We start from the raw sequence: 24,524 nt of genomic DNA on the forward strand, positions 1-24,524 counted from the left end.
AATAGAGTATGGTCAAAGATAATTTAAAGATTTGCGATGCTATCATGCAAGCGCCAGAAAACCAGGTTTACAGCAAGGCGGGGATTGAGCCACTTTTTACGGCGCCAAAAACTGCACGATTAGTAATTGTTGGGCAAGCCCCGGGCTTAGCTACCCAAGAAGCCGGTCGCCCTTGGGATGATCGCTCTGGCGATCGCTTGCGGGAATGGTTGGGGATGGATCGTTCGACTTTCTATGATTCGGATCTTTTGGCAATTCTCCCCATGGATTTCTATTATCCTGGCAAGGGTAAATCAGGCGATTTGCCACCACGCAAGGGATTTGCAGCTAAGTGGCATCCTCAGATCCTAGCTCAATTACCAGAGGTTAGATTGACTCTATTAGTCGGACGTTATGCCCAGGACTATTATTTAGCTAAGAGCAAAAGAAGCAATTTGACAGAAACAGTCGCCCATTATCAGGACTATTTGCCGGACTATTTTCCCTTAGTTCACCCCTCGCCACTCAACCAACGGTGGCTGAAACAGCATCCCTGGTTTGAGCAAGAAGTAATACCAGATTTACAAAAGTTGATTCACACAATCCTCAAGTAAAAAAGGACTGGAGATTCTCCAGTCCTTATTTTGGTAAAACTAAATCTTCTTCTTGGCTTGAATTAGCGCTAGTTGATTGACTAGTGTCAGTGCGGCCACCGGTTGAACGTTCGCCATGAATCTCGATAATGAGTCCGTGGGGCAAGCAAATGGAAACCTGACCTGGTCGGCCCACCCAACTGGTTTTAACCGCAATTTGATCAGGGCTGTTATCTTCGCGCACGCGAATTCGTTTGCCATCACGCTCAATAATGTTATACTGTCCCGGATGTGGGTAGTAGGTTTTCTCTTCATGAGGAGCGTCTTCCGAGAGGTCGAAACGGTCCACTTCCTTGCCGTCTATTTTGATAAGGGCATAGGTGGAGGAAGATGCGGGAGTGGCCTTAGTGCTAGACGCTTCAGTAACTTGGCCGACTTCCTCCGAATTATTCAAACCTTGGTAATGGTAGAAGGTCAGGATATTGGGCAAGAAAGATAAGGCAATGACCCCTAAAATAATCAGGTAATCAAAAGGTTTTAATAAGCTAAATAACCGTTTCATTGAGGAATCACCACCTTGTCTGAGCACAAAACTAGTACTATTGTATAAAAAAAGGGCAGAATAAGCTAGCAATTTGTGCCGTTTTTTGGTAAGATACCATTATGCCAATAAAAAGCGCTAGCCGCTTTATAAAAAAATGCAAGCAAAAGGAGTTTTAAATACCATGTCATTAAAAGCAGAATTACGCGAAAAAGTGGGCTCTGGCTCAGCTAAAAAAGTACGTGAAGCTGGGTTAGTTCCAGCAACTTTATACGGGAAAGGTTCAGAAGCTGTTTCTTTAACAGTTAACCGTCGTGAACTCGATGTTGTCTTGAAAACTCAAGGTTTGAGCCAAGCTTTTGAATTAGAATTCGACGGCAAAAAAGAAAATGTTGTCGTTAAAGCTGTTAACAAGGCTGCTTTGGCAGACGAAATCTACAGCGTAGACTTCAAACTCGCTTAATTTTAAATGATAAGTCCCGCTAGTCAGTTCTTGGCAGCGGGATTTTTTGTGGGACCCTCTGCAGGCGACCACTAAGAAGGAGAGCCTATGAAAAATCATATTGCCTTATATCAACCGCTAATGCCGGCTAACACGGGAAATATTTCTAGAACTTGTGCGGCCACCAATACCCCGCTTCATCTAATCAAGCCCTTGGGTTTTTCGACCGATGATAAGATGCTCAAGCGTGCGGGTCTAGATTACTGGGAGCATGTGGAAGTTCACTACCATGAAAGTCTGGAGGATTTCTTAGCTTATGTGGGTGAGCGACCACTCTACTTGATTACCAAGTTTGCGCCCCGCATTTATTGTCAGGCGGACCTAGCTCAAAATAGTGCCGGCGAGCAATTCTTCCTTTTCGGTAAGGAAACAACCGGCTTGCCCGCTGACTTGATGGAGGAACGCAAGGCGGACTGCTTGCGCATTCCGATGAATGACCAGCATGTTCGGAGTTTGAATTTGTCCAATACAGCTAATATCGTCATTTATGAAGCTTTAAGACAACAAGCTTTTGAGGGATTGGATGTCACCCATCACTATTGTGACACGGACAAGGCTCGTGATCTCAACTGGTAGACTTGCGCCCGTTACGGATTCGTGATAGTATAGAAGCAGATAAATGATGCGACGGTTTTGACTAGTACAGGATAGGACGTCTTCAGAGAGATGATGGCTGGTGTGAATCATCACGGACTAGCCCTGGAATCCACCAGAACCCTGCAGCCTATGACTCAAGTAGTGCCGGTTGCCCCCGTTACAGGCCTTAAGTGCAGGAATAATGTCCTGAAATCGGGTGGTACCGCGAAACCAAGAAGAGCCTTTCGTCCCAATAAGACGAAGGCTCTTTTTGTTATTTGGCCAAAAGGAGGAAATTAAATGTTAGATCGTAAATTATTGCGTGAACAATTTGAATGGGTGGTAGAGAAATTAGCCACTCGTGGTGTAGACCGGGAGGTATTAGAGAATTATCGCCGCCTAGATAGCGAGCGCCGTGAACTTTTGATCGACGTTGAAGGGGCTAAACAATACCGTAACCAAGTGTCTGGAGAAATCGCCCAACTCAAACGCAACAAGGAAAATGCGGATGATAAGATTGCTGAAATGAAAGAAATCGGTGATCGCATTAAGCGTGACGACGAGCGTTTGGCTCAAATCGAAGCAGATCTAGAGGCCATCGAGCATCGTTTGCCGAACCTTCCAGCTGAAGGGGTACCAGTGGGGACCGATGAAGAGGATAACGTGGAAGTACGTCGTTGGGGCACGCCGCGCAACTTCGACTTTACGCCACTTAATCACTGGGAAATCGCTGAAAAATTAGATATTATCGACTTTGAACGTGGTGCCAAGGTTTCTGGTAGTCGCTTTGTCTTCTACAAGGGCTTGGGGGCGCGTTTGGAGCGGGCAATCTATAACTTTATGTTGGATACTCATACCCAACACAATGGCTACCAAGAAATTATCCCGCCATACATGGTGAATGACCAATCTATGTTCGGGACAGGTCAATATCCTAAATTCGTGGAAGACACCTTCCGGGTTAATGACGAACGCGGTTTGACCCTGATTCCAACAGCTGAAGTCCCATTGACCAACTATTATGCTAACGAAATCTTACCACTTGAGAACTTGCCAATTAAATTCACTGCCTTGAGTCCTTCTTTCCGTTCTGAAGCGGGGAGTGCGGGTCGTGATACACGTGGTCTTATTCGTTTGCATCAATTTAATAAGGTGGAAATGGTTAAATATGCGCATCCAGATCATTCTTTCGAGGAATTAGAGAGCATGACCCAAAATGCTGAAGGTATTTTACAAGCCTTAGGGTTGCCATACCGTGTTATTACTTTATGTACTGGCGACATGGGATTCTCAGCAACTAAGACCTATGACTTAGAAGTCTGGATTCCAGGCCAAGATACTTATCGTGAAATTTCATCTTGCTCAAACTGTGGCGACTTCCAAGCTCGTCGTGCTAAGATTCGCTTCCGCAATGCTGATGACAAGGTGGAATATGTTCACACCTTGAATGGCTCAGGTTTGGCGGTAGGGCGGACCTTCGTGGCCATCCTAGAAAACTACCAACAAGCGGACGGCTCTGTTAAGATTCCTGAAGCCTTGGTACCTTACATGAACGGTATTACCGAAATTCCAGCTAAAAAATAAATAGTAAGAGGCTAAAACAAAAGTTTTAGCCTCTTTTCTGATGATCAACAAATCAAAAAAGAGCTAGAGATTATCCCTAGCTCCTAATAGCTTGCGCTTATTTTAAGATTAATTTACCAATTTCTTGGCCACGGCTTACTTGACCTGAAGCAGTGAGTTCGAAGCTTTCTACTAAATCATTACCGTTAGTGAAAATCACGATCATGGCATTATCTTTGCCTTCGGCTGCTAATTGGTCTAAGTCAACGCTTGATACTAAGGTATTAGCATCAACCTGTTGAGCGTCAGAAACCTTGGTGTCGAATGGACCACCGTTAAGTGCTACAGTATCAATCCCCATGTGGAGCAATACTTCTAAGGCACCAGACTTGAAGCCAACAGCGTGTTTAGTAGGGAAGACATTGACCACTTCACCTGCAACAGGCGCAGAAATTTCACCATTAGAAGGGACGATTGCGAAGCCATCACCCATCATTTTTTGCGCGAAGACGATGTCGTTTACTTCTTCGATGTTAATCAATTGACCATCAGCGACAGCGTAGAGTGTTACTTCTTTTGAAACGGGAGCCGCTTCTTCTTTTTTCTTTTTGAAAAATCCAAACATGATCCTATCTCCTTTGTGTTTGAAATTTATTTCTTGTCCTTATCATACCACATTCTTTGCGAGAAGTTCAATGCATTTAATGCCAAGATGGTGTATAATGGGTGATAGCTTATAGAGAAAGGACTTAAAATATGAATGGAATTATAGAATTAGTGAAGGTAATCATCCTTGGGATTGTTGAGGGGATTACCGAATGGCTACCGATTTCTTCGACTGGCCATATGCGTTTAGTGGATGCTTTTATGCCACTACAACTGGAAAAGGCCTTTACGGATATGTTCTTTGTGGTCATTCAGCTGGGGGCTATCTTGGCAGTAATGGTGGTCTTCTTCCACAAACTTAATCCGCTGTCGCCAAGCAAGTCAGCAGCAGAAAAGAAAAATACCTGGCTTTTATGGTCTAAGGTGATTGTGGCGACTATGCCAGCCTTTGTTCTGGGTTTCCTCTTAGATGACTTAATGGACCAATACTTCGACCAGCCATGGGTCTATGCTATTACTTTTACCGTCTACGGTTTAGCCTTTATCTGGGTGGAATCCGGCAAGCGTAAAGCTAAAGCAAGCCGTATCAATAGCTTAGAAGCCATTAGCTATAAAGATGCTGCCCTCATGGGGCTATGGCAGTGCTTGGCCTTGGTGCCAGGGACTTCTCGTTCTGGGGCTACTATTATCGGGGCGCTCTTAATGGGAACCAAACGCTATGTAGCGACTGAATTCTCCTTCTTCATGAGTATCCCAGTCATGTTTGGGGCAAGTTTCCTCAAGTTAGTGAAGTTTGGCTTCCACTATACAGCAGCTGAAGCGACTTATCTAATCTTAGGGATGTTGATTGCCTTCGGGGTATCACTCTTAGTCATCAACTTCCTTTTGGGTTATATCAAGAAACACGACTTCAAAGTCTTCGGTTACTACCGTGTAGCCTTGGGGATTTTAGTAGCAGTGCTCTACTTCTTAGGTGTATTTAAAGGTAAATAAAAAATGTCTGGGACCTATTGAGGGTTCCAGACATTTTTTATTATCATCATTAGATAGGATAGATACAGACACATTCAGGCGCCTGGGTCTCTGCCTCGATGAAGGTGACAAGGCCACTGTCAGCATCGCGACTGAAGACAGCGATATGGTCACTGTCTTGGTGGGGCACAAGGAGGTAAGTCTGGTCTTGGCTTAGGACAAAGTCCCGTGGAATCTGTCCGCCACTGGCAATTTCTTGAATCTTAAGAGGCTGCTGAGGGTCGGCCAGAGAAAAGACGCAGATGACATCATGGAAGCGGCTGGAAGTATAGAGAAAACGACCGTCCTGGCTGATGCGAATGGCAGCACTAGCGGCAGATTCTAAAAATTCAGGATCTAGCAGGGCTTGCTCATGGACCAAGCTAAGTTGACCGCTTGAATCAAGGGCTAGGGTTAGAAGGCTATTGGCTAGCTCGCCAATGATATATACTAGATTTTGACTTGGATGAAAGACTAGGTGACGAGGACCAGTTCCTGGTGGACAGGTAAAGGTCTGAATCAAGCTGAGGGCACCAGAGCTAGGGGTTACGTCATAGACATAAATTTTGTCACTGCCCAAATCGCAGACATAGAGCAGGTCGCCCTCAGGATTTAAGCCCACAAAATGGATATGGGCACTGGCCTGATTAGGGTGGACGCTACAGCCCACATGTTCGTGGCGTTCGAAAGGGCTTAAGACAGCCTGGTCATAATGGTAACTATCAATGGAGCCTTCATGGTAATTAGCGACATAGACGGTCTGACTGGCTTCATAGACGGCTAGATGGCAGCCAGGGATTTTGGTATTGAGTAGGCGGCTGACTTCCTGCCAGTCCTTACCCTGGTGTCTAAAGGCTACCAAGCCACTTTCTTCCTGACCGCGGTGAAGGGCGAAAAGGGTGCCACTTTCCTTGGCATAGGCTAGAAAAGTAGGTTGATTGAGTTTAGCAATCAGCTGTGGCTCGCTTAAATGGCCAGTAACAGGGTCAAAGTCAAGGCTTGAAATTCCTTGGTTGCGCCCCTTAGTGTAGCCACCTAGGATATAGGTTTCCGTCATAAAATCAGGTCCTTTCGCAAATGATTTGAGTTTTATAGCCTTGGCCGTGTATAAATCTAAGACAAGGCACCTATCCTTATGGTAGAATAAGATGACAGAAATTTCAAGGAGGGAGTTCTATGCAAGAACACACACCAAAACGCCAGTCGTCTTGGTTTACCCGTCAATTCCTAAATAGCCAGATGGTAGTCAGTCTTCTGATTTTGCTCTTGGTTTTATTAATTATTTGGGTCTTTACTAGAATTACACACGTTTTCGCGCCAATCGGGGTGGTCATTGATGTGGCGGCTTTCCCTATCATTACCTCAGGTGTCCTCTATTATCTGCTTTATCCACTAGTAGATCGATTGCAAGCGCGGGGAATGAATCGCCAGTGGGCCATTTGGGCTATTTTTATTGGCTTAATTCTATTGTCAGCTTGGGGAATTGCCTCCCTTATTCCGACCCTACAGACTCAGATTCTGAGCTTTGCTCGTAGTCTGCCCAAGTACTATGATGAAATCTACCATATGTTGTATCAGTCACCTTTTCTGACTGAGAATAAGGAAGTCACCCAACGACTACAGTCCTTCCTAGATGGTTTTGATTTCCGCAGTATGGCGGAGCAGCTGAGTCGTTTCGCTTCTTCGACCTTCGGTAGTTTAGGATCCGTGGTAGGGGCAGTGACCTCCGTCATTATGGGGCTCTTGACCGTGCCAATTATTCTCTATTATCTCTTGGCAGATGGTCAGCATTTGGGCGATTATATTCTGAAATTCGTGCCGACTAAGCACCGTGCCATGGCATCTCGTATGATGTATCAAGGACACTATCAAGTGGCTCAATATATTCGGGGCCAAATCATTGTGGCAATCTGCGTTGCCATTATGTTCTCTATTGGTTACAGTATTGTCGGGCTAGACTATGCTATTGCCCTTGGGGTCGTGTCTGGTTTCCTCAATATCATTCCCTTCCTAGGATCCTTCATCGCAGTGATTCCGGCCTTTATCATTGCCTTGATTACCAGTCCTGTTATGGTCCTGAAGGTGGCCATTGTCATGATGGTCGAGCAAACCATCGAAGGACGTTTTATTGCCCCACAAGTTCTGGGGAATAACCTCAAGATTCATCCGGTGACCATTCTGATTGTTCTCTTATCAGCGGGTAAGGCCTTCGGTTTAGTCGGGGTCATCCTAGGGGTGCCAGGTTACGCCGTTATCAAGGTAATTGTGGGTGAGTTTTATGAATTATATCGTGAGCGTTCTGGGGCATATGGTCCCAAAGAAGCTATCCAAGCTTCATCAGATCAAACTAGTCAAACTCCTGCTAGCAATGAAAGAAAGTAGTGATAGAATGTCAGTAAAACAAGTATTCAAACGTATGACCCTCTTGGGTCTAGCCCTAGTGACTGGCTTGAGCCAAGGAGCACTCTTAGTCAGTGCTCAGACTGAGTCATCTTCCAGTGGCCAGGTCAAGATGGTAGACCCAGCCGAGTCTAGCTCTTCCTACCAAGAGGCGGATACCTCGGTTAGTCGTGAGGCCTACAATCAATTAGAAGAATTGCTCAAGCAAAATAGTCAGGTAAAAATTAATCCCCAAGCCTTCTACCAAACAGATGATGATTTTAAGGCAGACCAACAGAACTTTGCCGTGACAGTGGATATGCTGCGACTCTACACAGTCAATAGTTTTGAAAAAGAGCTAGAGAATGAGTTCAACTTTGAAGAAGGTGGCGGGGGCCTAGTGGTCATGCACGTCTCTATCACCAACAAAACCAAAGAAACCGTACATTATCCGGTTGAGGAACTCAAGTTATCCTATAACGAGGCTAGCTTAGAAGTATCGCCAAGTTACCAACTCTACCCTGCAGAGGATGGCAACCTAGCTCAAACCTTATCTGACAATAAAGGGACCATTGATGGCGGTCAAACAGTGTCTGGCTACCTGGTCTTTGGTTTAAGTGCTAGTTCAGTCAAACGTGTTCAGGAAGATGGCTACTTCTATATCAAGGTAGTTTCTCCTAAGCGTAGCGAATCTGATATTACCGGGATTAGTGTTAATAGTTTGGGTGACGAGCAATTGCTGTATTTGCCGGCTAAGGATGAAGCGGCTAAATCGCTCAAAGAATCTGCCACTCATGTACCAGACCGTCTAACTACAGAATATTGGGGGACTAAGAGAGTCTTGGCTGACGATAAGCCTAAGCTTAAGGAAAGTGATGAAGGTATCGATGTGACGATTACGCGTTTGGAAGTCAGTGATTTTCAACCAAATAGCTACAACGAAGAATCCTTCCGTAACTTTAAATATGGGGCCGTGATTGTTTCCGTCGAATATGATGTGACTAACAAGTCACAGAAGACACTCTTGCCAGTTGATGGCAATACAGTCTTAACCATTAATGGGGATCCGATTAATAGTGACTATGTCTTAACCAACCAAGTTTATGGTAAGGAATTGGCACCGGGTCAAACCTACCATGTTATCAAGACTTTCGCCTTGGACAAGAGTCGCTACCAGGAACATTGGCAAGGTCATGACTATAGCCTAACCATTTCCGTTCCTGAAAAGAAACCAGTAGTAGATTCTGCAAGCTCCAGCCAAGAGGGGCAAGAAGGTCAAGCCGACCCAGAAACTCAAGGAGCTCAAGTGCAAGGCCAAACTGCCAACCCAGCGCCTGAAGTGACCACTTATAGTGTTACCTTCAATTTGGTGCCTAAGCTGATTCAGACGCTTAGCGAAGACCTGAAGCTTCAACCTTCTAATAGCACAAGCAATAGTCAAAACCCATAGTAGGGAAGGGCTGGGATCTAGGTCTCAGCCTTTTTTTTATGGTTAGGGGGGCCTGTTCTTTTTTTGTTTTTGCGTCAACCTCACCCTGTCGATAGGTTGACATTAAGGAGCGAATTGCCTATACTCATAACATAGCTATTATTCTAGGGGCCTAGCCCCAAACAAAGGAGTTTTTACTAATGTTCAATGATTTTAAAGATGTGCGTGTCTTAACCCGCATGGCCTTAGGCTTGGCAGTCCTAATCGTCTGCTCCTATTTGTCCTTCCCCTTGTGGGGCTTCCCAGCACCCATTACCATGCAGACTTTTGCCCTCTGCTTGATTGGTTTGGTCTATAAACCTAAACAAACCTTAGCGATTATCTTACTCTACTTATTACTTGGGGCTGTGGGCTTACCAGTATTTGCTGGTGGCCGCGGTGGATTTGCCTCTTTTGTAGGGCCATCAGGGGGTTACCTCTTCTCCTTCCCAATTGCCTATACCTTGTTGTCTATCTTCAAGGGTAAAAAGCCAAGCTTTGTCTCTTATGCTTTGCGAACCCTCATCATCACCGTTCCAATTGTAACGGTCATGGGGATTTGGGGCTTCGTGCAATTCGCGCATATGGATTTAACTAAAGCAGTGACGACTGCCTTGATCTTTGTACCAGGTGACATCCTCAAAGCGGTTGTATCAGGCTTCTTAGCAGATCGCCTGCAGGTAGTAACACGTCATTTTAACTAAGCATCTTCCTGCCCGGGAAACAAGTGATTGAACTTGGTTCTCGGGCTTTTTTTGGTTATAATAAATGAGAATGTGAGTAGGAAGGAAGCTATATATGACTAATTCTAGAAGTAGCTGGCCTCAAGCTATGGCAGCTTGGGATCAGACCCGTGTCCAGGCCTTTCGGAAAGACCTCCTAGCCTGGTACGATAAAAATAAGCGTGATTTGCCCTGGCGTAAGAGTCAGGATCCCTATGCCATCTGGGTCAGCGAGATTATGTTGCAACAAACCCAGGTGGCTACTGTTATTCCCTATTATCAACGTTTTATGGCGGCCTTGCCCACAGTGGCCGACTTAGCTCAAGCACCAGAAGAGACCCTGCTCAATCTCTGGCAGGGGCTGGGCTACTATAGCCGAGTCCGCAATATGCAGGCGGCTGCCCAACAAGTTATGGCTGACTTTGGCGGTCGGATGCCTAACCAAGTTGACAGCCTCTTAAGTCTCAAAGGCATTGGCCCCTATACGGCGGCTGCCATCGCCTCCATGGCCTTTGGTCGGGTGGCGCCGGCCCTGGACGGCAACCTCTTCCGGATTGTAGCCCGTCTCTTCCGCCTTAAAGACGACATTGCTCTGCCTAAAAGTCGTAAGGTCTTTATGGAAATTCTAGATATTTTGATTGACCCAGACCGGCCGGGAGATTTTAATCAGGCCATGATGGATTTGGGTGCCTGTGTCATGACACCAAGCAATCCCCGGCCAGACAATCATCCCTTGGCGGCATATGATGCTTCCTATCAAGTTGGGGATTCTGACCAATATCCGGTCAAGAGCAAAAAAGTCAAACAAACCCGGCATGATTTGACCGCCTACTTTCTTGTGGATAGCCAAGGCAATTGGCTCCTGCGCCGACATGGGGAGAATGAACTCCTGACAGGACTTTGGCACTTCCCAATGCTGGAACAAAGTATGGTCTATGAAGAAGTGACGGCGGCCGAATTGACTGAGCCACTCTTAGATTGGCTAAGGGAAGAAGCTCTAGTAGAGGGGGATAGTCCCCTAAGTAACCAAGTATTGAGTACAGGCCTAGGCCAAGTCAAGCATGTCTTCAGCCACCGCATTTGGCAGGTACAGTTGGTAGGTTTGCGGCTGGATACGACTAGTTCCCTCCAAGAAGGCTGGTGCTGGGTGGCGCCAGAGGCTGTTGGCCAGCTACCCTTGTCTACCTTGCAAGAGAAACTTATGCAGGTCCTAGTTCATGAAAAGGAGGCCATCCGATGAAATCCTTATGGTCTTTTTTTAAGGGCTACCGTGGGGTGGCCCTTTTGGGGCCCTTGCTTAAGTTGGCGGAAGCCCTACTTGAATTAGCGGTACCCTTAGTAGTGGCCCAAATTATTGACCGCATCTTGACGGGTGATGGTGCCATTTGGGGCTCCATTGCCTTGCTATTGGGCTTGGCTCTGTCGGGTGTCTTCATGGCCATTACGGCCCAGTATTTTTCGGCCAAGGCGGCCATTGGCTATACCCGGCAATTGACCCGGGCCCTCTATCAAAAGATTAGTCGCCTGTCCGAGTCCCAGCGTCAGACTATAGGGGAATCCAGCTTGATTACGCGAGTGACCAATGACACCTATCAAGTGCAGACGGGGCTTAATATCTTCTTCCGTCTCTTCTTGCGGTCACCTTTTATTGTCTTCGGGGCGGCCTATATGGCCTGGCAACTCAATGCCCAGTTGGCCAGCTATCTCTTAGTCATGATTCTGGTTCTATATCTTATTTTGGCAGTCTTAATGGGGCTGACAGCGCCTGGATATGCCAAGATTCGCCAAGCTACTGACCGAGTAGTCCAAGTCACGCAAGAAGGCATGGCGGGTTATCGGGTCATCCGGAGTTTTAATCAGGTAGATGGCTATCTGACTACTTATGACCAGGTTAATCAAAACTTGCTTGGCCATCAATTAAAGACCGGCTTTCTGGCAGCTCTAACTAATCCGCTGACTTACCTAGTCGTTAATGTCACCACGGTCTTAGTCCTCTGGCAAGGGGATTGGGCTCTGGATCAAGGGCTCTTAGCCAAAGGGGCGCTAGTGGCTCTAGTCAACTATCTGACCTTGATTTTGGGTGAGTTGATTAAAACAACCATTGTCCTAGGTAACCTCAACAAGGCCTGGATTAGTGCTCAGAGAATTCAAGCAGTCCTGGCTATGCCAGAAGAGGACCCAGGCCAGAAAACAAGTAGCCAAGTGACGCGAGACACTTCCGCTTCGACCTGGCAGGCGCAGTATCTGTCCTACACCTATCCAGGTAGTCCCATGCCGACCATTAAGCAGGTTAGCTTGCAACTTCAAGAAGGTCAATGGCTGGGCCTGACCGGGGTAACCGGGGCAGGTAAGACTAGTCTAATCAAACTCCTACTGGGCATCTTACTGGTTGACCAGGGTAGCCTAGCGGGGCCAGACGCTGAAGATTTAGCCTGGGTGCCTCAACAAGCCCAACTTTTTAAGGGGACCATTCGCTCTAATCTGCTCTTGGCTCAAGACCGGGCCAGTGACCAGGACTTATGGCAGGCCTTGGCTTTGGCTCAAGCAGAAGACTTTGTTGCCGAAAAGGGCGGACTGGATGCCCAAGTCACGGCCTTTGGTCGTAATTTCTCAGGTGGCCAACGGCAAAGACTGACCTTGGCCCGAGCCTTGCTTAAGGCCAAAAAAGGCCTGATCCTTGATGATGCGACCTCAGCCCTGGACTATGCCACCGAAAGTCGCCTCCTGTCTGGCCTAAAGGCAGCGCGACCTGGCCTCATGGTCATCATGGTTTCGCAGCGTTTGAATGCCTTGCGTTTTGCTGACCAAATTTTGGTCTTAGAAGATGGCCAGACCACGGGTTATGGCCCAGCCCAAGACTTGGCCCAATCCAATCCATACTACCGGACCCTAGTCCAGACCCAAAGCCAGAGAGGTGACCGCCAATGACACAAGGTCAAGTAATGAAACGTCTACTTAAAGGCTTGGCTAGTCGACCATGGCTCATGAGCCTAGCCTTGCTGTCTACCTTAATCCAGGCGGGTCTCGTTCTCTATCTACCCGTCCTGATTGGTCGGGCCATTGACTGGATTGGGACAGGGCAAGCGCAAGTCCTGCAAGGTTTGCTGGTCCAAATGTTAGTGCTTATTGCCATAACCATTGCCTTCCAGTGGCTCAATCCATGGCTCTACAATCAACTAGTCTATGGCCATATGGCCGAGCTAAGACAGAAGGTCATGGCCCAGCTTCAAGTTAGTCCGGTGCCTGCCCTTGATGGCTTTGGCCTGGGAGACTTGGTCAGCCGTCTGACCAACGATTTGGAGCAATTAACGGATGGCCTTATGATGCTCTTCACTCAACTCATGAGTGGTCTCTTCACTATTGGCGTGACCTTCTATCTCATGGCAGGTATGGACCTGGTTCTCTTTGGCTTGGTAGTCATTCTGACCCCAGTCTCCCTCTTCATTGCCCGTTTTATCGCCAAACAAAGCTATCACCGCTATCGGGATCAAGCCCAGACCCGGAGTGACCAGGCTCAGCGGGTAGAAGAGACCATTCGCCAAATGACCTTGCTGCAGCAACTAGATGCCCAGGAATTCCTAGCTGATGAGTTCCAAACCTTGAACCAGGCCTATAGCCAGGCAAGCTTGGGGGCTACCTTCTATTCTTCAACGGTCAATCCTATGACCCGCTTCGTCAATGCCTTGATTTATGCCCTCTTAATTGGAGTGGGGGCTAGTCGGGTAGTGGGTGGCCAGTTTACGGTAGGGGAATTGGTGACTTTTCTGGCCTATGCCACCCAGTACACCAAACCCTTCAATGATATCTCCTCCGTCTTATCGGAACTTCAGGGGGCCATTGCCTGTGCCGAACGTCTCTACCAAATTCTGGATTTACCAAGCTTGGTCGAAAATGCCACGCTTGACCTATCAGGAGACCAGGTTCAAGGCGCTGTTGACTTTGTCGACATGGCCTTCTCCTATGACCCATCCCAACCCCTGATCCAAGACTTCAATTTGCATGTGCCGCCGGGCAGTATGGTAGCCGTCGTGGGGCCAACTGGTGCCGGTAAATCTACCATGATTAACCTGCTCATGCGCTATTATGAGCCAAGCTCTGGGGGCATTGAGCTAGATGGCCAAGCTATTGCGACCTATCGACGACAATCTTGGCGGGACCAACTTGGCTTGGTGCCCCAGGAAACCTGGCTCTTCACGGGGACGGTCCATGACAATATTGCCTTTGGCCGACCAGATGCTAGTCGCCAGGAGGTAGTCGCTGCAGCTAAGGCGGCTAAGGCCCATCACTTTATTGAACTCCTGCCCCAGGGCTATGACACTATCCTGTCAGGACAGGGTGGGGGACTGTCGCAAGGTCAGGCCCAATTGCTGGCCTTGGCTCGAATTTTCATTAAGCCACCTAAGGTCTTATTGCTGGATGAGGCGACCTCGTCCATCGATGCTTATACCGAGCTCAAGGTCCAAGAGGCCTTCAACCAGCTTATGGCAGGCCGGACTAGCTTTGTCATTGCCCACCGCTTGGCTACTATTCGTAGCGCGGACCTGATTATTGTCATGAAGCATGGGGCCATTGTGGAGCAAGGGACTCACGACCAACTCATGGCCAAGCGCCAACTTTACTACCAAATGCAAGGAGAAGTCTAAGACTTTTCAGAAAAATTTGTTAAGTCCGCATAAAGCCTTAGCATAATAGGTGAAATTGTGCTATAATATCGGAGTATTGGTTAACGGTCGAAGTACCGGTTCAATTTGGAACGGAAAGTAGGTTCAGTGATGAAACAACCCAAGGAAGGCGAGTTCATCACGATTAAAAGTTATAAGCATGATGGGTCTTTGCATCGGACCTGGCGCGATACTATGGTATTGAAGACCAGCGATCAATCCATCATTGGGTGTAACGATCATACTTTAGTAACGGAATCGGACGGTCGTCGCTGGGTAACCCGGGAAGCAGCCTTGCTCTATTATCACCAGCATTTCTGGTTTAATATTGTAGCCATGATTCGCAAACGCGGCGTTACTTATTACTGTAACTTGGCTTCTCCTTATCTGATTGATAATGAGGCGCTCAAGTATATCGACTATGATTTAGATATTAAGGTATTTCCTGATGGGGAAAAGCGGCTGCTGGACTTGGACGAGTACGAGCTCCACAGCAAGCGATACCGCTATCCGGAAGAAATCGATCGTATCCTCAAATATAATATCCAAGAACTGGTCCGCTGGATCGAAGAGAAGAAAGGTCCTTTCGCACCAGAATTCGTGGATATCTGGTATGAGCGGTATTGTCAACTGACTCATCGACGTAAATCTAAGCATAACTGATTAATCGTGATGCCAATTGATTAAAGAAGAGGCTGGGAAACTCCCAGCCTCTTCTTTTCTTAGGTCTTCGGCCCCAAATCTTTCAGATTTGGGGGCGGGCCTTTGCTTGTGCTAGGCCCTAGTCTGACTAGCCTTGCCTATTTATAGGTTACACCTATAAATAGGGTTTGAGCACGACTTTTTTACGGGGTAATTTGGCTGAATTTCACATAGTCGGGCTAATTTCACAAGAACGTTCGTGTTTTTAGCCGAAAAGGCTGATTTAAAGGGATTTTGCTCGGGCCATTTATGAAAATGCCCTTATATAACAAATGTATATTTGCCTATAAATTTTGCCAGTTTCAGCTTTTAAGTGCGCTCAAGCCCGGTCTAATCAGGAGTTGAGAATTTTTGACATTACAAATACTTTATAGTAAAGTATAAGGAGCTTTTAGAAAATTCAAAGTTAAGGAGGATAGTGGTAGATTAATGGATAGCGCCAGCCCTTCACATGAGAAGGGGACGAGGAGCGGGTTTATCGAATTTTCGGCGGATGACCCGGGGCCGTGCAGTCCACAAGAGAGAGCATAAAACTGGGGATGCAAATCCCAGGACAGAGGCTCTGTCTAAGCACCTAAAAGCAACTTAATTTATGATAATAAAGGAGTTGTTACCCCCATGTGTGGAGTAGTAGGAATGATCGGCGCGGGCAAGGTTCAAGAAACCTTGATTACCGGCCTAGAAAAGTTAGAGTATCGTGGTTATGATTCAGCAGGTATCTTTGTGCGCAACAATGAGACCGTGGGCTTCTTCAAGGAAGTAGGGCGCATTGCTCAACTCAAGGAAATTGTGGATTTCGATTTACCTGCCACTGTTGGGATTGGCCACACCCGTTGGGCTACCCACGGGCCAGCTACCCAATACAATGCCCACCCACATTTATCCGCTAGCGGCCGTTTTGCCTTAGTGCACAATGGTGTGATTGAGAACTTTGCTGACCTTAAGGCTAACTATCTGCAAGACGTCGACTTCAAGTCTGATACGGACACAGAAGTCGTAGTTCAATTGATTGAGCACTTTGCCTTAAAAGATGGCTTGTCTGGTAAGGAAGCCTTCAAGAAGGCCCTGAGCTTGATTCATGGTTCTTACGCCTTCGGTTTAATCGATAGCGAGACCCCAGATACGCTCTATGCAGCTAAGAATAAATCACCACTCTTAGTAGGCTTAGGCCAAGGCTATAACCTGATTGCGTCAGATGCCATGGCAACCATTCATTTAACTGCTGACTACCTTGAAATCAAGGACAAAGAATTCGTGACCTTGACCCCATCTGCTGTAACCATCGAAACCTACTCAGGTCAAGTGGTAGAGCGTGCTGCTTTCAAAGCAGAATTAGACGCGGCAGATTTAGAGAAGGGCGCTTACCCTTACTACATGATCAAAGAAATCGACGAGCAACCAACCGTTATGCGTCGTCTGATTCAAGAATACCAAGGCGACAAGGACCACTTCCATGTATCTGAAGACCTTTTGGCTGCCTTAACAGAAGCAGACCGCCTCTATGTGGTAGCCTGCGGGACCAGCTACCATGCAGGTTGGGTCGGCAAGAACTTGATTGAGAAAATGGCTGGCAAACCAGTCGATGTCCTCTTAGCCAGTGAATTTGCCTATGACCTGCCAATCTTTAGCAGCAAACCACTCTTTATCTTCTTGACCCAGTCTGGGGAAACGGCAGACAGCCGTCAGGCCTTGGTTCGTGTCAATGAGTTGGGTTACCCATCCTTGACCATTACCAACGTTAAGGGCTCTACCTTATCTCGTGAAGCAAGCCATACCCTCTTGCTACACGCAGGGCCAGAAATCGCAGTAGCCTCTACCAAGGCTTATACTGCTCAAATCGCGGTCATGGCCATCTTGGCAGACTGCCTAGCCCGCCACTTAGGTAAGGAAACAGACTTCGACATGGCCCATGAGCTGAGCTTAGTGGCTAGCGCCATGGAATCTATCTTGGCAGAGAAAGACCAGCTTGAAGCATGGTGTAACGCCAACTTGATGGAACCACGCAATGCCTTCTATATCGGCCGTCTCTTGGACTACTATGTGTCCATGGAAGCTGCCCTCAAGCTCAAGGAAATTACCTATATTCAGACCGAAGCCTTTGCAGCGGGTGAATTGAAGCACGGGACCATTGCCTTGATTGAGGAAGGGACTCCTGTCTTGGCCTTAATCAGCGACCCTAGCGTAGCCGCTCATACCCGCGGTAACGTGGAAGAAGTTAAGGCACGTGGCGCCCAAGCCGTTGTGATTGCAAGCCAAGAAGTAGCCAAGGAAGATGACTTCTTCGTGGTACCAAATGTCACCAAATTATTGAGCCCACTGGCTATGGTTGTCGTGACTCAATTGATTGCTTACTATACTGCCCTAGGCCGTGGCCTAGACGTGGACAAACCACGTAACTTGGCTAAGTCTGTGACAGTTGAATAAGAAAAGAGGAGGTTGAGACACAAGTCTCAACCTCCTTTTACTTTTAGAGCGAACAATCAACTTACTAAATGATAAGTTTATACAAAAACACTATAGTTTTTCATTGATTCGAAAAGTGTTATGGTGTATAATATGATTGTAGAAAGGAGGGGGATAATTTGGATATCAAGGAGCGGATTGCTCAGATGATGTTTCAGTACCGTAAACAAAAGCAATGGACTCAAAAAGAGTTGGCGACTGGTATTTGTACACAGACAGTTATCAGTAAGATTGAAAAAGGGGAATCTCTACCGTCAGTTGATCTTTTCTTTAAGTTGGCTAAGAAGCTAGAAATGCCAATGGAAGAGATCTTGGCGCTATTCGATCTCGAAACACAGGTCACTAACCAACTGTCACAAGACCAGATTCAGACCCTTTTGTATCGGCAAGATTATCAGACGTTGGCCTTTCTCTTGGATAAGATGAATTTAGAAACGGCATCTTACGATGATGTCCTAACCTATAAGTGGGTCCATGCCATCCTAGCATTTCATCTTGAAAAAGATGCCCCCCGTGCACTAGAAGAATTAGATGAGTTGATTGCCAAAGAGAAACAGTCTCAGCGTATATATTATCTAGCACTCAATTCCAAGGCTATTGTCCAAATGGAAATTAAAGACTACCAAGCTGCCAAAGTTACCCTAGAAGAGCTGGAACAGCATTATTATGAATTTTTGGGGCCGGAGTTTGTAGCCAAGGTTCTAATCAATTTAGCGCGATTATATTTGTACCTCGATAATAATGAAATGTGCTTAGATTATGCCACGAAAACAGTTGATTTATTAGTGAAGAGCCAAAAATTATTCTTGTTAGGTGAAGCTTATTTTTATCAGGCATATGCATGGAATGAATTAGAGTTACTTGATAGCGCCTTACTATCTTGTCAACGTTCTGTCATGCTATTCGAAATTGAAGAGAAAAAATTGGCTTTAAATGCAGCAAAATCCTTGTTGAGAGAAATTGAGGAGGAATTATAGTGAAGCGTATAAGGTCTATAGTATTATTAACACTTTGTTTTGGATTGTTGGTAGGTTTTAAAACACATGGAAGTGAAAGTCGCTATAACGGAAAAGGGGATGTTGTCCCGCCAATTCACGTTAAAGGTTAATCAATTATAATGCTAAAAGGTGGTGATTTATTGCGAAGGATTGCGGGTAGTGTATTGGTTTCGTGTCTCAAATTTTATGAACCGCATATTATGGAGGTGTTTATTAATGAAAAAGAAAAAGATTTTACTGATGTCACTAGCAGCTCTCACATCAGTTGGATTAGGTAGTTCATTTATTTCAAGTGTTGTTGCACAAGAGTCTTCAAATCAAGTAGCTGTCTACCCTCAAGCAATTTCAAAATATCTCTATCAAACTCGATTTTATAGTTACTCAGAGTACAATATGAATATTAATAGTCATTTCTTCCGAAGATTTCCTAACTCAATTTACTTTAACGATGGCATGTACCACGGTACTCTATATATTGATAGTTGGGAGACAGGGCCATACGGATACACGGTAACATACGGTGGTTATGTAAGTACCCTCGCTCCATTTGTTCCGCTAAAGGAGGTTGTTGAAAAATGAAAATACTAAGAACATTATTTACGTTTATGTTATTATTGTTTTGCATTAACGGTAATGTATATGCTGCTAATGAGACATTTAGTAGCTCAGAAACGGTCAACTTAGCTCCAACTAGAATTTGGTGGGAAATTGTCGTTGAGGACGATCATCCGCCGTATTATAGATATGCTCAAAGATATGAGGTTGGACAAATTTATGTTGGATATTTGGCTATAATTAGAAGAATTTATCCAAGCACTGTTATTTATGGAGGATACTTATACCCAGCGGGTAAACCTTTACCAATCCCTGCCAAGCAAGGAAATATAACAGAGTAATATATTGAATTTGCGAGGTGATTCTTATGAAAGCAATTAAACAATTTCTCATTCCTTTTCTAGCTATTTTACTTAGCTTGGTCACTTGGACCTCGGTGGCAGCTAGTCCGCGCCAAGTGGTCTTCCGCAATGATAGGGCCGACAGCAGTCTAGTAGCCATTGAAATCAAGGACACGACGGTCCGCCTCTACCTGCCAGAGACCTATCGCTTTAACCGCGACAGTCAGACCGACCAAGTGCTCGATGATTTTTACCAGCTGACCCAGAATCCCCAAGGGGCTTCCTTGGCAGATCCAAGCAAAAAGCAGGAGGCCAGCCAGGCAAGTCTGGACTATGTCGAGCATAGTGACCATGACCAAGACATCACACCACGGTACTTTGAGTTTAAGAATGTGGAAATAGTAGAGGAGCCATCTTCTATTAAGGTCCTATATAATAAGACCACAGTCACGCGTTTAGTGGCTCAAATTCTGACCGGCAAGGCCCTGGATTTACAGGGTAATCAATTTTCTATTCAAGAAGTTAAGCCATAAGACCATAGCCGACTACTAGCAATCACTTGCCAAAGTAGTCGGCTTTTTCATTGCTATTTCATAAGGCTATGCTATAATAAGGTTATGGAAACGCTTAACAAGGAGGTTCTCATATGGAAAAAGTTGTGTACACGAACTATTGGGTAGACCGCTATACAGATGCCCGCAAGGAGCATGGTTCCTACCCGACAGAGGAAGAAGCCCTCAATGCTATTTACACCTGGTGGCGCATCCACAAGGAACACCATCGGGACGTCAAGGAGACGCGGACTAATACCGGGGCCTTGGAAATCACCTATGATGATGACCGTTACGTCTACCGGATTGAAAAACGCAAATTCCAAGGCAATTTGCCAAGTCGTAGCTATCAACTCTGGACTCAAGGACAAATTGAGGCCCAACGTCAACAACTGCAACTGTCTGATGATGAGTTCCTCTTCGACGAGTTGGCTGAGCCTTACCGCGACCGTCTCATTGAAGTGATGGCTGATGCCAGCAAGGTACGCAACTTCTGCTATACCCAAGATGGCCGCCTGGTGGTGAAACTGTCTGACCTTAAGGCAGCCCGGCAACGTTAAACACAATAAAATAAGCCCCTGAAGCCATTTGGAATCCTGGCTTCAGGGGTCTTTTCTTGATAGCATAACTTAATAGCCTTCAGGCGCAAAGAGGGCACTGCCTACACGCAGGAAGCTAGCCCCTTCCTCGGTGGCGATGGTATAGTCTTGGCTCATGCCCATGCTGAGCTCAGTGCAAGGAGCGTGAGAATAGCCGGCTTCTTGGACTAGGAGTTGGAGATGTTTGAGCGTCTTGAAGAAGAAGTGGAGCTCGCCTTCTAGAGCGTCGGCTGGCGCCATGGTCATGAGCCCCACGATTTCAATCTTATCGTAAGGGGCCAGTTGCTCGATGGCCGCAAAGACTTGCTCGGGCTCATAGCCTGTCTTGCTCTCTTCGCCCGATACATTGACCTGGAGGAAGCACTTAATGGGGTGGTCGGCCCGTTTTTGAATTTCCTTGGCTAAGTCAAAGCGGTCCAGGGCATGGAGATAGTCAATTTGATTGATAAACTCCTTGACCTGGCGGGTTTGGACCCGGCCGATGAAGTGCCAGACAATGTCTGGAGCAGTTTGGGCTAGGGCGGCCTGCTTTTCTAAGAGGGCAGGGTAGCGGTTCTCACCAAAATGTCGTTGGCCTAAATCATAGAGGGCTTGAATTTGGTCGGCGCCCACGGTTTTGCTGACGGCAACTAACTGTGGCTGCTTGCCTTCTGGGCTATGTTTTTGGATACGGTCTAAGACCGCCTGATAGCGATCCTGGATCAACTTCTGAGTCATGGAATATTCCTCCTACTTAATGGCTGTAGTATAGCACGCTAGCTAACTTTTTGCAAAAGTCCCGCGTTCCCAAGTGGCGCGGGACATGCTATACTAAGAAGGTAGAATACGTCTTGAGGAGGATCTAAGATGCCAGCAGATTTTGGAGGCTTCTATCAAAAAGAAATCAGCCAGCGCCGGGCCATTTTGGCGACTTATTTGGAAGAGGAAGGGCAAGGCCAAGCCCTAGAAACAGCCCTGGCCTTGCCAGAGTCAGTGGCCAACCAGTTGATTGAGAACTATGTGGGCAATTATAGTCTGCCTTTTGGTCTGGCTCCAACCTTCAAAATTAATGGTCGGGACTATGTGGTGCCCATGGCCATTGAAGAGCCTAGTGTGGTGGCTGCCGCTAGCAACGGGGGCAAACGCCTGGGCAATATCCAGTCTCAGGTCTTAAGTCGCCAATTAATCGGTCAGATTGTGCTAACCGATATTGAAGACCTGGCTAGCGGGCTTGAGCAAGTTTTGGCGCAAAAAGACCACTGGCTAGCCCTAGCACGGGCAGCCTGTCCTAGCATGGTAGCCCGTGGTGGTGGCCCTTGCGATTTATGGGCCGATAGCTACGGGGATGACCAGGGCGATTTTCTCTGTGTCTATTTAAGTCTGGATCCCTGTGACGCCATGGGCGCAAATGTCATGAATACCGTCCTAGAGGCCCTAGCGCCTGAAGTAGAGGCCAGCCTGGGTGGTCAAGCCCTTCTGCGGATTCTTTCCAACCATGGCGATAAGCTCCTAGTTAAAGCTCAAGTGAGTCTGTCTGTTTCCCAGCTTCACGCCAATCCAGAGCAGGCCTTGACTTTGGCCAAACGTTTGAGTCAGGCCAGTCGCGTGGCCCAGTTGGATCCACGTCGGGCGGTGACCCATAATAAGGGCATTATGAATGGGGTAGACGCGGTCTTGCTTGCCACCGGTAATGACTGGCGAGCGGTGGAAGCTGGCGTCCACGCCCACGCGGCTTGGGATGGTCAATATCGGGGCCTCAGTCAATGGACCCTTTCCGCTGACCAAGCCAGACTAGAAGGGGAATTAACCCTGCCCTTATCCCTTGCGACCGTTGGCGGGACTCTAGCAGTCCATCCAACTGCCCAATTGGCCCTAGCTATCTTAGGTAAGCCCAATGCTCGTGAACTTGCCCAAATCATTGCGGCAGTCGGCCTAGCCCAGAACTTTGCTGCCTTGAGAGCCCTAGTGACGGACGGCATTCAAAAGGGCCATATGGCCTTGCAAGCCCGGTCCTTGGCCCTTCAAGTCGGTGCCAGCCTAGAGGAAGTGCCTGCCCTAGTTAAGGCCTTGCGTCAGGCCCCTGCCATGAACCGTACTTTAGCAGAGCAAGTCTTGGCCCAGTTACGTAGCCAAGAGGGAAGTTAAAAAATTTATTAAGTTAGCGCGCCTTTAAGTTAAAGGCGCCTTTTTCGTGGTACAATAAGCTTGACAAATTAGGAATATAGGTGATAAAAGATGACCGTAACTGTCGGTATAGACAAAATCGGGCTCTATGTGCCCCAATACTATATTGAAATGACCGAATTAGCTCAGGCTCGCGGCGTTGAGCCAAGTAAATACACGATTGGTATTGGCCAAGACAAGATGGCCGTGCCACCCCTAGACCAAGATGTGGTCGCGATGGCGGCCAATGCGGCAGCTAGCATCTTAGATGAGCATGACCGTTTAGCTATTGATCAAGTTATTGTAGGGACTGAATCGGCTTTTGACTATTCCAAGTCAGTAGCTAGCTACTTACACGAATTATTGGCTTTACAACCCTATTGTAAGGCCTATGAAATCAAGCAAGCCTGCTACGGGGCGACAGCAGGCCTCCAGTCGGCCTGTGACTACGTGCGCCTACGTCCAGACCGTAAGGTCCTGGTGGTGGCTACCGACATCGCCCGCTATGGCCTAGGCACGCCAGGTGAGCCTACGCAAGGAGCTGGGGCAGTAGCTCTCCTTATCTCTGCTAATCCGCGGATTTTGGCCTTGGATAGCCAGTCTATTTCTTATACTGATAATCAATTCGATTTCTGGCGCCCATCTTATTCTGACGTGGCACTAGTAGATGGCAAATTCTCGACTGAACTCTACCAAGATTGCTTCTGTCAGGTCATGGCGTCAGCCAAACAAGCAGGTTTATCGCCTGAGCACTGGCGCAATGTGGTCTTCCACTTGCCATTTACCAAGATGGGTAAGAAGGCCCTAGATGCCTTAGCGCAAAAAGGAAGCCTGGATGCCAGTCTAATTGAGCGTTGGCAGGCAGCCTATGAGCCGGCTACGCGTTTGGGGCGTCAGGTGGGTAATATTTACACTGGCTCCCTCTATCTCAGCCTCCTGTCCTATTTGACGCAAGTAGAGGATTTAGTAGCAGGGGACAGTCTGGGACTCTTCTCCTATGGTTCAGGCGCAGTTGCGGAACTCTTTTCTGGGACGCTACAAGAAGGCTTTAGACAGGCCTTGGATCTGGAAGCTTTGAAGGCCCACCTGGAGCGCCGACAAGCCCTAGCAGTCCAAGACTACGAGCGGATTTTTTCTCAGCGCTTGCCACAAGAAGCGGACTATCAGGTAGCTCGCCAAAGCCAGGAAGCAGGCTTTGTCTTAGATAAAATTGACGGCCACCGCCGTTACTATCGCCAATACTAAAAAAACTGGGACCTAAGTCCCAGTTTCTTTCTAATATAGGAAGTCAGCTTAAAGGCTGTCCAAGCTAAAATGGAGGCTACCGTCTGGATTAAGCAAGACAGGGACACCCACTCTTGCGCCATCTTTAACAGCTTGAAACTCTGGTCGGCTATCACGTAAGTGGAGAAAGGCCTTGAGTTCCCGCATGGAATTCGTAATATTGACTGCATCATAGCGGATACCACGAGCTTCAAGTCCTGCTACAAAAGGTTGGGTATCGGGGCACTTGTCACTAAAAAATAGGGTAGGTTGGCTCATAAATTAATCCTCCTCTAATAAATGATCTTT

The 24,524-nt window shown here is 47.1% G+C and carries 25 protein-coding genes; 20 read left to right on the forward strand and 5 right to left on the reverse strand.

Features of this window, described 5'->3' with window-relative positions:
* Positions 1 to 8: 8 nt before the first annotated feature.
* Entirely contained in the window at positions 9 to 593 is a 585-nt protein-coding gene (locus tag RWO08_RS00750; RefSeq protein WP_311467871.1) for a uracil-DNA glycosylase family protein, read from the forward strand.
* Positions 594 to 618: 25 nt separating this feature from the next.
* Here the strand turns inward: RWO08_RS00750 and RWO08_RS00755 are convergent, their stop codons facing one another.
* The gene (locus RWO08_RS00755) at positions 619 to 1,134 is read right to left on the reverse strand and encodes a NusG domain II-containing protein (protein WP_314211018.1); all 516 of its coding nucleotides are present in this window, start codon (positions 1,132 to 1,134) and stop codon (positions 619 to 621) included.
* A gap of 163 nt (positions 1,135 to 1,297) precedes the next feature.
* Between RWO08_RS00755 and RWO08_RS00760 the strand changes: the two genes are divergently transcribed.
* From RWO08_RS00760 to serS, 3 genes are all read left to right on the forward strand, one after another.
* Entirely contained in the window at positions 1,298 to 1,576 is a 279-nt protein-coding gene (locus RWO08_RS00760) for a hypothetical protein (protein ID WP_070755248.1), read from the forward strand.
* 87 nt (positions 1,577 to 1,663) lie between these two features.
* Positions 1,664 to 2,191 (forward strand): tRNA (uridine(34)/cytosine(34)/5-carboxymethylaminomethyluridine(34)-2'-O)-methyltransferase TrmL, encoded by a 528-nt coding sequence (gene trmL, locus RWO08_RS00765; protein WP_314211019.1) that lies wholly within the window; start codon positions 1,664 to 1,666, stop codon positions 2,189 to 2,191.
* A 300-nt stretch (positions 2,192 to 2,491) separates the two neighbouring features.
* A complete protein-coding gene (gene serS, locus RWO08_RS00770) occupies positions 2,492 to 3,775 on the forward strand; it encodes a serine--tRNA ligase (RefSeq protein ID WP_314211020.1) in 1,284 nt (427 codons plus the stop codon).
* A gap of 97 nt (positions 3,776 to 3,872) precedes the next feature.
* On the opposite strand, the gene RWO08_RS00775 is transcribed toward serS, so the two are convergent.
* The gene (locus tag RWO08_RS00775; RefSeq protein ID WP_291431221.1) at positions 3,873 to 4,379 is read right to left on the reverse strand and encodes a PTS glucose transporter subunit IIA; all 507 of its coding nucleotides are present in this window, start codon (positions 4,377 to 4,379) and stop codon (positions 3,873 to 3,875) included.
* A gap of 131 nt (positions 4,380 to 4,510) precedes the next feature.
* Between RWO08_RS00775 and RWO08_RS00780 the strand changes: the two genes are divergently transcribed.
* Complete coding sequence (locus tag RWO08_RS00780) at positions 4,511 to 5,353, forward strand: undecaprenyl-diphosphate phosphatase (protein ID WP_314211021.1); 843 nt, start codon at positions 4,511 to 4,513, stop codon at positions 5,351 to 5,353.
* A 49-nt stretch (positions 5,354 to 5,402) separates the two neighbouring features.
* On the opposite strand, the gene RWO08_RS00785 is transcribed toward RWO08_RS00780, so the two are convergent.
* Complete coding sequence (locus tag RWO08_RS00785) at positions 5,403 to 6,428, reverse strand: lactonase family protein (protein WP_314211022.1); 1,026 nt, start codon at positions 6,426 to 6,428, stop codon at positions 5,403 to 5,405.
* 119 nt (positions 6,429 to 6,547) lie between these two features.
* Here RWO08_RS00785 and RWO08_RS00790 point away from each other — a divergent pair, with 119 nt between their 5' ends.
* The 13 genes from RWO08_RS00790 to RWO08_RS00850 all read left to right on the forward strand — a co-directional run bounded on the left by RWO08_RS00790 (position 6,548) and on the right by RWO08_RS00850 (position 20,771).
* Positions 6,548 to 7,753, forward strand: coding sequence for an AI-2E family transporter (locus RWO08_RS00790; RefSeq protein WP_314211023.1), 1,206 nt, complete (start codon positions 6,548 to 6,550; stop codon positions 7,751 to 7,753).
* Positions 7,754 to 7,760: 7 nt separating this feature from the next.
* Positions 7,761 to 9,200, forward strand: a complete 1,440-nt coding sequence (locus RWO08_RS00795) for a hypothetical protein (protein ID WP_314211024.1) — start codon at positions 7,761 to 7,763, stop codon at positions 9,198 to 9,200.
* Positions 9,201 to 9,379: 179 nt separating this feature from the next.
* On the forward strand, positions 9,380 to 9,922 hold the full coding sequence (locus RWO08_RS00800; RefSeq protein ID WP_314211025.1) for a biotin transporter BioY: 543 nt from the start codon (positions 9,380 to 9,382) through the stop codon (positions 9,920 to 9,922).
* Positions 9,923 to 10,016: 94 nt separating this feature from the next.
* Positions 10,017 to 11,180 carry an A/G-specific adenine glycosylase gene (mutY, locus tag RWO08_RS00805; protein ID WP_314211026.1) on the forward strand — a complete coding sequence of 388 codons (1,164 nt, stop codon included), beginning with the start codon at positions 10,017 to 10,019 and terminating at the stop codon, positions 11,178 to 11,180.
* Entirely contained in the window at positions 11,177 to 12,868 is a 1,692-nt protein-coding gene (locus RWO08_RS00810; protein ID WP_314211027.1) for an ABC transporter ATP-binding protein, read from the forward strand. Before mutY ends, RWO08_RS00810 begins: the two co-directional genes overlap by 4 nt.
* Positions 12,865 to 14,583 carry an ABC transporter ATP-binding protein gene (locus RWO08_RS00815; RefSeq protein ID WP_314211028.1) on the forward strand — a complete coding sequence of 573 codons (1,719 nt, stop codon included), beginning with the start codon at positions 12,865 to 12,867 and terminating at the stop codon, positions 14,581 to 14,583. Before RWO08_RS00810 ends, RWO08_RS00815 begins: the two co-directional genes overlap by 4 nt.
* Before the next feature lie 129 nt (positions 14,584 to 14,712).
* Complete coding sequence (locus tag RWO08_RS00820) at positions 14,713 to 15,264, forward strand: DUF402 domain-containing protein (RefSeq protein WP_023391066.1); 552 nt, start codon at positions 14,713 to 14,715, stop codon at positions 15,262 to 15,264.
* 657 nt (positions 15,265 to 15,921) lie between these two features.
* Complete coding sequence (gene glmS, locus RWO08_RS00825) at positions 15,922 to 17,727, forward strand: glutamine--fructose-6-phosphate transaminase (isomerizing) (RefSeq protein WP_291429375.1); 1,806 nt, start codon at positions 15,922 to 15,924, stop codon at positions 17,725 to 17,727.
* Positions 17,728 to 17,885: 158 nt separating this feature from the next.
* On the forward strand, positions 17,886 to 18,743 hold the full coding sequence (locus tag RWO08_RS00830; protein ID WP_314211029.1) for a helix-turn-helix transcriptional regulator: 858 nt from the start codon (positions 17,886 to 17,888) through the stop codon (positions 18,741 to 18,743).
* 237 nt (positions 18,744 to 18,980) lie between these two features.
* Complete coding sequence (locus tag RWO08_RS00835; protein WP_314211030.1) at positions 18,981 to 19,343, forward strand: hypothetical protein; 363 nt, start codon at positions 18,981 to 18,983, stop codon at positions 19,341 to 19,343.
* Positions 19,340 to 19,660, forward strand: coding sequence for a hypothetical protein (locus tag RWO08_RS00840; protein ID WP_314211031.1), 321 nt, complete (start codon positions 19,340 to 19,342; stop codon positions 19,658 to 19,660). Before RWO08_RS00835 ends, RWO08_RS00840 begins: the two co-directional genes overlap by 4 nt.
* Before the next feature lie 26 nt (positions 19,661 to 19,686).
* A complete protein-coding gene (locus tag RWO08_RS00845) occupies positions 19,687 to 20,193 on the forward strand; it encodes a hypothetical protein (RefSeq protein WP_314211032.1) in 507 nt (168 codons plus the stop codon).
* Positions 20,194 to 20,306: 113 nt separating this feature from the next.
* Positions 20,307 to 20,771, forward strand: a complete 465-nt coding sequence (locus tag RWO08_RS00850; protein WP_311465033.1) for a hypothetical protein — start codon at positions 20,307 to 20,309, stop codon at positions 20,769 to 20,771.
* A 69-nt stretch (positions 20,772 to 20,840) separates the two neighbouring features.
* Here RWO08_RS00850 and RWO08_RS00855 read toward each other — a convergent pair whose 3' ends face one another.
* Positions 20,841 to 21,515 (reverse strand): YggS family pyridoxal phosphate-dependent enzyme, encoded by a 675-nt coding sequence (locus tag RWO08_RS00855; RefSeq protein ID WP_399495765.1) that lies wholly within the window; start codon positions 21,513 to 21,515, stop codon positions 20,841 to 20,843.
* Between the two features lie 141 nt (positions 21,516 to 21,656).
* Here RWO08_RS00855 and RWO08_RS00860 point away from each other — a divergent pair, with 141 nt between their 5' ends.
* Together RWO08_RS00860 and RWO08_RS00865 are read left to right on the forward strand one after the other, a co-directional pair.
* The gene (locus RWO08_RS00860) at positions 21,657 to 22,934 is read left to right on the forward strand and encodes a hydroxymethylglutaryl-CoA reductase, degradative (RefSeq protein ID WP_314211034.1); all 1,278 of its coding nucleotides are present in this window, start codon (positions 21,657 to 21,659) and stop codon (positions 22,932 to 22,934) included.
* 90 nt (positions 22,935 to 23,024) lie between these two features.
* Positions 23,025 to 24,197, forward strand: a complete 1,173-nt coding sequence (locus RWO08_RS00865) for a hydroxymethylglutaryl-CoA synthase (RefSeq protein WP_314211035.1) — start codon at positions 23,025 to 23,027, stop codon at positions 24,195 to 24,197.
* 48 nt (positions 24,198 to 24,245) lie between these two features.
* Here the strand turns inward: RWO08_RS00865 and RWO08_RS00870 are convergent, their stop codons facing one another.
* A complete protein-coding gene (locus RWO08_RS00870; RefSeq protein ID WP_291431250.1) occupies positions 24,246 to 24,494 on the reverse strand; it encodes a hypothetical protein in 249 nt (82 codons plus the stop codon).
* Positions 24,495 to 24,524: the final 30 nt, after the last annotated feature.

The sequence above is a fragment of the uncultured Abiotrophia sp. genome (assembly GCF_963520105.1).
Lineage (GTDB): Bacteria > Bacillota > Bacilli > Lactobacillales > Aerococcaceae > Abiotrophia.

What these genes read in the sequence shown, in the direction of transcription:
- RWO08_RS00750 (WP_311467871.1), top strand. Translation starts at nt 9, where the DNA reads ATGGTCAAAGATAATTTAAAGATTTGCGATGCTATCATGCAAGCGCCA.
- RWO08_RS00755 (WP_314211018.1), bottom strand. Translation starts at nt 1,134, where the DNA reads ATGAAACGGTTATTTAGCTTATTAAAACCTTTTGATTACCTGATTATT.
- RWO08_RS00760 (WP_070755248.1), top strand. Translation starts at nt 1,298, where the DNA reads ATGTCATTAAAAGCAGAATTACGCGAAAAAGTGGGCTCTGGCTCAGCT.
- trmL (WP_314211019.1), top strand. Translation starts at nt 1,664, where the DNA reads ATGAAAAATCATATTGCCTTATATCAACCGCTAATGCCGGCTAACACG.
- serS (WP_314211020.1), top strand. Translation starts at nt 2,492, where the DNA reads ATGTTAGATCGTAAATTATTGCGTGAACAATTTGAATGGGTGGTAGAG.
- RWO08_RS00775 (WP_291431221.1), bottom strand. Translation starts at nt 4,379, where the DNA reads ATGTTTGGATTTTTCAAAAAGAAAAAAGAAGAAGCGGCTCCCGTTTCA.
- RWO08_RS00780 (WP_314211021.1), top strand. Translation starts at nt 4,511, where the DNA reads ATGAATGGAATTATAGAATTAGTGAAGGTAATCATCCTTGGGATTGTT.
- RWO08_RS00785 (WP_314211022.1), bottom strand. Translation starts at nt 6,428, where the DNA reads ATGACGGAAACCTATATCCTAGGTGGCTACACTAAGGGGCGCAACCAA.
- RWO08_RS00790 (WP_314211023.1), top strand. Translation starts at nt 6,548, where the DNA reads ATGCAAGAACACACACCAAAACGCCAGTCGTCTTGGTTTACCCGTCAA.
- RWO08_RS00795 (WP_314211024.1), top strand. Translation starts at nt 7,761, where the DNA reads ATGTCAGTAAAACAAGTATTCAAACGTATGACCCTCTTGGGTCTAGCC.
- RWO08_RS00800 (WP_314211025.1), top strand. Translation starts at nt 9,380, where the DNA reads ATGTTCAATGATTTTAAAGATGTGCGTGTCTTAACCCGCATGGCCTTA.
- mutY (WP_314211026.1), top strand. Translation starts at nt 10,017, where the DNA reads ATGACTAATTCTAGAAGTAGCTGGCCTCAAGCTATGGCAGCTTGGGAT.
- RWO08_RS00810 (WP_314211027.1), top strand. Translation starts at nt 11,177, where the DNA reads ATGAAATCCTTATGGTCTTTTTTTAAGGGCTACCGTGGGGTGGCCCTT.
- RWO08_RS00815 (WP_314211028.1), top strand. Translation starts at nt 12,865, where the DNA reads ATGACACAAGGTCAAGTAATGAAACGTCTACTTAAAGGCTTGGCTAGT.
- RWO08_RS00820 (WP_023391066.1), top strand. Translation starts at nt 14,713, where the DNA reads ATGAAACAACCCAAGGAAGGCGAGTTCATCACGATTAAAAGTTATAAG.
- glmS (WP_291429375.1), top strand. Translation starts at nt 15,922, where the DNA reads ATGTGTGGAGTAGTAGGAATGATCGGCGCGGGCAAGGTTCAAGAAACC.
- RWO08_RS00835 (WP_314211030.1), top strand. Translation starts at nt 18,981, where the DNA reads ATGAAAAAGAAAAAGATTTTACTGATGTCACTAGCAGCTCTCACATCA.
- RWO08_RS00840 (WP_314211031.1), top strand. Translation starts at nt 19,340, where the DNA reads ATGAAAATACTAAGAACATTATTTACGTTTATGTTATTATTGTTTTGC.
- RWO08_RS00845 (WP_314211032.1), top strand. Translation starts at nt 19,687, where the DNA reads ATGAAAGCAATTAAACAATTTCTCATTCCTTTTCTAGCTATTTTACTT.
- RWO08_RS00850 (WP_311465033.1), top strand. Translation starts at nt 20,307, where the DNA reads ATGGAAAAAGTTGTGTACACGAACTATTGGGTAGACCGCTATACAGAT.
- RWO08_RS00860 (WP_314211034.1), top strand. Translation starts at nt 21,657, where the DNA reads ATGCCAGCAGATTTTGGAGGCTTCTATCAAAAAGAAATCAGCCAGCGC.
- RWO08_RS00865 (WP_314211035.1), top strand. Translation starts at nt 23,025, where the DNA reads ATGACCGTAACTGTCGGTATAGACAAAATCGGGCTCTATGTGCCCCAA.
- RWO08_RS00870 (WP_291431250.1), bottom strand. Translation starts at nt 24,494, where the DNA reads ATGAGCCAACCTACCCTATTTTTTAGTGACAAGTGCCCCGATACCCAA.